General features: G+C 71.8%; 5 protein-coding genes. 2 read left to right on the plus strand and 3 right to left on the minus strand.

The window, feature by feature from the left end; all coding sequences use genetic code 11:
* Positions 1 to 150: 150 nt before the first annotated feature.
* The gene (locus ACWGH4_RS28250; protein ID WP_453465909.1) at positions 151 to 1,332 is read right to left on the minus strand and encodes a DUF5685 family protein; all 1,182 of its coding nucleotides are present in this window, start codon (positions 1,330 to 1,332) and stop codon (positions 151 to 153) included.
* Between the two features lie 278 nt (positions 1,333 to 1,610).
* On the opposite strand from ACWGH4_RS28250, the gene ACWGH4_RS28255 reads away from it, so the two are divergent.
* Positions 1,611 to 2,042 carry a cell division protein SepF gene (locus tag ACWGH4_RS28255; RefSeq protein WP_005319308.1) on the plus strand — a complete coding sequence of 144 codons (432 nt, stop codon included), beginning with the start codon at positions 1,611 to 1,613 and terminating at the stop codon, positions 2,040 to 2,042.
* 61 nt (positions 2,043 to 2,103) lie between these two features.
* Here the strand turns inward: ACWGH4_RS28255 and ACWGH4_RS28260 are convergent, their stop codons facing one another.
* A complete protein-coding gene (locus ACWGH4_RS28260; protein ID WP_453465911.1) occupies positions 2,104 to 3,294 on the minus strand; it encodes an acyl-CoA dehydrogenase family protein in 1,191 nt (396 codons plus the stop codon).
* Positions 3,295 to 3,414: 120 nt separating this feature from the next.
* Complete coding sequence (locus tag ACWGH4_RS28265; protein ID WP_453465913.1) at positions 3,415 to 5,151, minus strand: MFS transporter; 1,737 nt, start codon at positions 5,149 to 5,151, stop codon at positions 3,415 to 3,417.
* A 435-nt stretch (positions 5,152 to 5,586) separates the two neighbouring features.
* Between ACWGH4_RS28265 and ACWGH4_RS28270 the strand changes: the two genes are divergently transcribed.
* On the plus strand, positions 5,587 to 6,579 hold the full coding sequence (locus tag ACWGH4_RS28270; RefSeq protein WP_453465915.1) for a phosphatase PAP2 family protein: 993 nt from the start codon (positions 5,587 to 5,589) through the stop codon (positions 6,577 to 6,579).
* Positions 6,580 to 6,605 lie beyond the last annotated feature (26 nt).

The raw sequence follows: 6,605 nt of genomic DNA on the forward strand, positions 1-6,605 counted from the left end.
ACCGACCGCCGCGCGCCGCGGAGGCCGGCACCGGGCGCCAAGCCGTGGCCGCTTCCGGGCGGCGGTGGCGCGCCGAGCTCCGGGGCCGGAACGTGGCACCGACACCCCGGCACCCCGACGCGCAGGCGGCGGCAGCGCGCTGACGGGTGGTCAGCAGTTGCAGTCACAGCAGCAGCCGTCACAGCAACAGCTGTCCGAGCAGTTGCTGCAGCAGTCACAGCAATCGCAGCAGTCCGAACAGTCGTACCTGCTGCACAGGCTTTCGCGGCGTTCACCGCTCCACGGGTCCTCGTGGGTGCCACAACACATTTGGCAGGTGCAGGCCAGCCCTGCCCAGACCAGGCAACCGGCGATCAGCCCCCGCCTGTCCCGGCGCGGCGGCTCGGGCGGAAGCGGCGCACCGGGTCCTCCCGGGCCGGGAGCGTACGGGTTCCCCGGAACGGGCGACCCGTGAGAGCTGGACCGGTGCGCGCAGGTGACGGTGCCGAACGCCCGGTCGACGGAGGTGCGCAGTTCGTGCACGAGGAGGACGTGCACCAGCTTGTCGTCGACGAAGTGCGCGTCCCGCAGCGCCAGCCGGATCCCGTGGAGCGCGTCGTCGGCGAGCCGGCGCGCCTCGGTGAGCGAGGTGCCCGTGGCCGTGAGCGGGTTCCACGCACCCGACACGGCGTCAGCTTCTCTGTCCTCCACGGCATCCAGCAGATGCGCCAGCCGGCCGAAGAGCCGCCCGGCCTCGGCGAGCGGTGCCGCGTTCTCGGGGCGGCGGGCGAGCACGGCGGTGTGCGCGAAGGCTGCCGCCGTCGCGGTTTCCGTCGGCTCCGTGACCGTGAGGACCGGCGTGCCGGGCCCGGCCAGCGTCTCGAGCCCCGCCTGCCGGTTGACGGCCTCCAGCAGCACCGCCGTGTCGAAGCCGAGCGCCGAGCCCGAGCGCGCGCCCGCCCTGTCCCAGCCGCCGGCGATCCGGCGGGCCGCGGCGGCCACGGGCTTGCGGGCCAACACGCCGTCCCCGTCGGCGACGTGGTCGCGGATCTTCGCGGAGGCGAGGACCAGCGAGACGGCGGCGGCCAGGCGCGCGCCCTCGCCGCGGGCGACGGGAGCGGTGCGCATGGCGCGCAGCGGGCAGGGCCCCGCCGTACGGCGTTGCGCCGGCGTGCGCTCGGACTGAGCCTCCGTCAGGACCGAGACGATCAGGCCGTCATAGTTGGTCACGACACGGGCGAACTGTCCGTGGTCCGCGCGAAGTGCCAGGCACAGCCCGCACAGATGGGCCATCCACTCGGTCTTCAGCCCGTCCGTGAGCCGGTGCGAGCATGGTCTGACGATTCCGAACACGACGGCCCCCCGCGAGTCGCTGAGATGTGCGGTGGGCATCGTATCGACCCGGTCGTTCACCCGTACGTCCCCAAGGTCACCCGTCCGGCCCGACTTTTATATTTTCATCCCGTCATGGCCCCTACAGGGGCCGGACCTTGACGAATCGCCACAACTTCTGCACCAGTACCGTCACGAATCCCCTGCGCGGCGACTATCCACTTGGCGCCCGATCCGCATCATGGACGACGATAGGGGATATGCGGAACGACAAGTGACCGCGATGAAAGGAGGCGTCCATGGGATCGGTGCGTAAGGCGAGCGCCTGGCTGGGACTCGTCGAGGACGACGGGCGTTACTACGACGACGAGTACGCCGAGGGTGCGGAGACGGGTGACGCATGGGTCACCGACCCGCGGGTGCGTGTCGCCTCCGAGTCCGCGCAGCAGGAGGGCCGCCGGATCGCCACCGTCTCCCCGGACGGCTTCCGTGACGCCCGTGGGATCGGCGAGCTGTTCCGGTCCGGTGTTCCCGTCATCGTGAACCTGACGTCGATGGAGCCCGGCGACGCCAAGCGGGTCGTGGACTTCGCCGCGGGTCTCGCCTTCGGACTGCGGGGCTCCATCGAGCGGGTCGCGACGCGGGTCTTCCTGCTGACCCCCGCCGACACCGAGATCGTCAGCGGCGACCCGGCGGGCCGTTCGCAGGACGGTTTCTTCAACCAGAGCTGAGTGGGGGCACCTCCCGGCGGACGGCCGGGGGAGCTCGCCGGTCCCGCCGGGCCGCGCCGGCCTATCGGAAGGCGTCGAGACCGGTGAGCGCCTTGCCCAGCACGAGCTGGTGCATCTCGACGGTGCCCTCGTAGGTGAGCACCGACTCGAGGTTGGTCGCGTGCCGCATCACGGGGTACTCGAGCGAGATCCCGTTCGCGCCCAGGATGGTGCGGGAGGTGCGGCAGATCTCGATCGCCTCGCGCACGTTGTTGAGCTTTCCGAAGCTGACCTGCTCCGGCCGGAGCTTCCCCGCGTCCATCCGCACACCGAGGTGGTGGGCGAGCAGGATCCCCTTGTGCAGTTCGACGGCCATGTCCGCGAGCTTGGCCTGGGTGAGCTGGAACCCGCCGATCGGCCGGCCGAACTGCTCCCGTGTCCGCGCGTACGACACCGCCGCCTCGAAGCTGGAGCGCGCGGCGCCCATCGAGCCCCACACGATTCCGTAGCGCGCGTGGCTCAGGCAGCTGAGCGGCCCGCGCAGCCCGGTGACGTCCGGGAGGACCGCGTCGGCGGGCAGCCGGACCTCGTCCATCACGAGCTCGCTCGTCACGCTGGCGCGCAGGGACCACTTGTGCTTGATCTCCGGCGCGGAGAAGCCGGGGGTGTCGGTGGGTACGACGAAGCCGCGGATGCCGTCGTCGGTCTGCGCCCAGACGACGGCGACCCCGGCCACGGAGCCGTTGGTGATCCACATCTTGCGGCCGGTGAGGACCCAGTCGGAGCCGTCACGCGCGGCGTGGGTGCGCATCGCGGCCGGGTCGGAGCCGTGGTCGGGCTCGGTCAGACCGAAGCAGCCGATGATCTCGCCGGCGGCCATCCCGGGCAGCCAGCGCTGCTTCTGCTCCTCGGATCCGAAACGGTGGATCGCGTACATGGCGAGCGAGCCCTGCACGGAGACGAGGGAGCGGATGCCGGAGTCCGCGGCTTCGAGTTCGAGGCAGGCCAGTCCGTACTGGACGGCGGTGGCGCCCGCGCAGCCGTAGCCCTCGAGCGACATGCCGAGTGCGCCGATGGAGCCGAGTTCCTTGGCGAGGTCGCGGATGCCGGGGAGCTCGCCCCGCTCGTACCAGTCGGCGATGTGGGGCATGACGCGGTCGGTGGCCCAGGCGCGGACGGTGTCGCGGATCGCGAGGTCCTCGTCGTGGAGGAGGTCGTCGATGCCGAGCGGGTCGCCGGGATCGAAGGGCGGAAGCTTCGACGTTGCGGACATGACCTGACCTCCGGCGGCTCTGGCACTGGACGTCTCCCCCGGCGTGGGCCGTGCGGGGAGGAAGGGCGACTCGGCCGTAAACTAGCAGTGCTAGTCAGCGGCCTCGCCAGACGTTACGGGTCAGTGTGCCGTGCGTCCAGACCCCGCCGCCTCGGCGGGGGCGGGCCGTTTGGACACCTGCGGCCTGCGGCCCGCGGGCACCCCGGCCCCGGCGCGCGGAACCGCCGCGCCGGCGGTCCGGGCAGCGGAGGCGCCGGACTCACGGGTCGCGGGAAGCGGCACCGGCTCGGCGTGTGCCGGCTGCGGGCACTTCTCCGACGTGCCGCACTCCATGATCCGCGGCAGCCGCAGCGCGGCGACCGCGCCGAGGAGCAGCAGTCCCGCGCTGACCACCAGGGTGATGTGCAGGCCCTGCACGAAGGAGTGACGGGCGGTGGACCGCAGCAGTTCCCCCGCCGGGCCGCCGAGACGGTCGGCCACCTGATAGGCCTCGCCGAGCGAGTGCGCCGCCGCCGAGCTCGCCGACGCCGGGACGCCGGACAGCGAAGCGACCGCGGGGGCGTACGCGGCGTTCATCACGCTGCCGAGCAGGGCGATGCCCATGCCGGCGCCGAGCTGGTAAGAGGTCTCGCCTATCGCGGCCGCGCCGCCCGCCTGGTCGGCCGGGGCCTCACTGAGCATCGACTCGTACGCGCCGAACAGCGTCGTCTGGAGTCCGAAGCCGAGCAGCACGAACGCGCCGGTCAGAAGCCAAGGGCGGTCGTGCTGGCCCATCACGGTCAGCAGCAGCACCGCGACGGCGGTCAGGGCGAATCCCCAGCCGACCATCCGGCGGGGTCCGAGACGGTTCAGGGTGTGCGAGCCGGTGGCGCCCGCGGCCATGGCGGCGAAGGTCAGCGGCAGCAGCCGCAGCCCGGTCTCCAGCGGGCCGAGCCCGAGGATCAGCTGGAGGTACTGGACGGCGATCAGTTCCAGACCCACCAGCGCCAGCATGGCGAGGACGATGCAGCCGACGGAGGTGGAGAAGGCGGCCTTGGCGAACATCCGCATGTCGACGAGCGGATGCCGGCGGCGTTTCTGCCGTCCCACGAAGAGCACCAGCAGTGCCGCGCCGAGGAGCAGCGGAACCATGGCGCCCAGGTCCAGCGGACCGGCGCCCACGCCCAGCCGCTTCACCCCGAGGACGACGCCGAGCACCCCGGCCGCGGCCATCAGCGCGCCGAGCACGTCCCACGGGCCGTCCGCTCCACCCCTGGACTCGGGCAGCAGCCAGCGGCCGACAGGGAGGATCAGAGCCATCAGCGGGATGTTGATCAGGAAGACGGAGCCCCACCAGAAGTTCTCGACGAGGAAGCCGCCGAGTACGGGTCCGGTGGCGGCGCCCACCGCGGCGACCGCCGTCCATATGCCGATCGCGGTAGCCCGCTCCCGCCGGTCGGGGAAGACCGCCCGCAGGATCGACAGCGTCGCCGGCATGATCATCGCGCCGCCGACACCGAGCAGGGCGCGGGCGCCTATCAGGATCTGCGGGTCGGACGCGAAGGCGGCGACAGCGGAGGCGGCGCCGAAGATGCCGTACCCGAGCAGCAGCACCCGGCGTCTGCCGACCCGGTCGCCGAGCGTGCCGAACAGGATCAGCAGCGCTGCACAGACAAGGGGATAGGCGTCCACGATCCACAGCAGCTCGACGCCGCTCGGCCGCAGGTCCTCGGTGACCGCGGGCACCGCGACGTGCAGCACGGTCGCGTCGAGGGCGACGAGCAGCAGGCTGACGCAGAGGACGAAGAGGACGACCCAGCGATTGGCGCCGCCGCCGACGGAGCGCAGGCGTGCGCCGGCCGTGGGCGTCACGGACATGTACGTACCTCCCGGGTGATCCCTCGCGCTCGGCGGGCCGGCCGGGACGGTGGTACGGGAGTGTCCCGACTGGGCGGCCCGGCGTCGACGGGCGAGCGAGTGGTCAGCGTACGCGAGTTCGCGCGCGGTGCGCGTGGTCGATCTCTCACCGGTCCTGGCGGGCCGGTGTGGCGTACGCCACTCGGCGCCGTCACGCGGGGAAATCCCGAACTCCCTGAACACGCCGGAAATTGCGCGCGCTGTCGCGGTGAACCATTGGCGACCTACGGAAGGAAGCGCTCGAGAGCACCGTCCGATAAATAGGGAACAAGGTCATCTGCTTTTCCTGGCGGTCCCGGAATGAAACTGGACCTGAGACAAACTCCACATCACATAGGCATCACGAAGAGAGTGGATCGACCGGACCACACACTCACTCGCTGTAACGTCGATTGCGTGCGTACCGACATCTTTGCCCGGCTGGACCGGGAGCCGGAACCGCCGAAGATAGAGATCCCGCGGATGACCCGCACGCGTCTCGCCCTCTTCGGCGGGACGTCGGCGTTCTATCTGGCCATCGTCGTCGCCGTGCTGGCGTCGACGTCGCTCGTTGCCCTCGACTGGAAGCTCATGCTCTTCCGGCCCTACGAGCAATGGCCGGAGCAGCACGCGTTTCTCGACTACTTCGTGACCCTCGGCCAGCGCGGCCCGACGGCCGTCATGGTCGCGGCGTGGCTGGGCTGGCGCTCCTGGCGCCAGCACACCCTGCGGCCCCTGCTCACGCTCGGCGCCGCCCTGCTGCTGCTGAACGTCACCGTGGGCGCGGTCAAGATCGGGCTCGGCCGCCTCGGCCCCCACTACGCGACGCAGATCGGCTCCGCCGAGCTCTTCGCCGGCGGCGATATATTTCCTTCCGGACACACCGCCAACGCGGTGGTGACCTGGGGAATCCTGGCCTATCTGGCCACCACTCCGAGGGCTCGGCGCTATCTGTCGGCGCTCTCGGCGGTGGTCTCCCTCGGCGTCGGCCTGACCACCGTGTATCTCAGCACCCACTGGCTGAGCGACGTGCTGCTGGGCTGGGCGGCGGGACTGCTGATCCTGCTCGGCCTGCCCTGGTGCGAGCCGCTGATCGCCCGCGCGGAGGCCTTCATCCTGGGTCTGCGCGAGCAGTGGCGCAGGCGCCGGGCGTCCGCCCCCTCGCTGCCCGTCGCCTCGGGAGGACCGCGGCCCGCGGTGTTCCCGCAGCGTGGGACCGAGGCCGCCCCGGCGGACGGCACGGCTCGCGAGCCGGTGGCCGGGGTCGGCCCCACGCCCGGCCGGCCCGCGGCGGGCACCAGGACGGCCACCCACGACCGGTCGCGGGCGCACGCGCGCTCGGAGCGGACGCCGGTGACCCCCTCGGGCAGCAGGCGTCCACCGCGTTCGCGGCCCATGACGGGCGGCTGACGCACAGATCGGACACGGAACATGCG

The sequence above is a fragment of the Streptomyces sp. NPDC054847 genome (assembly GCF_053610925.1).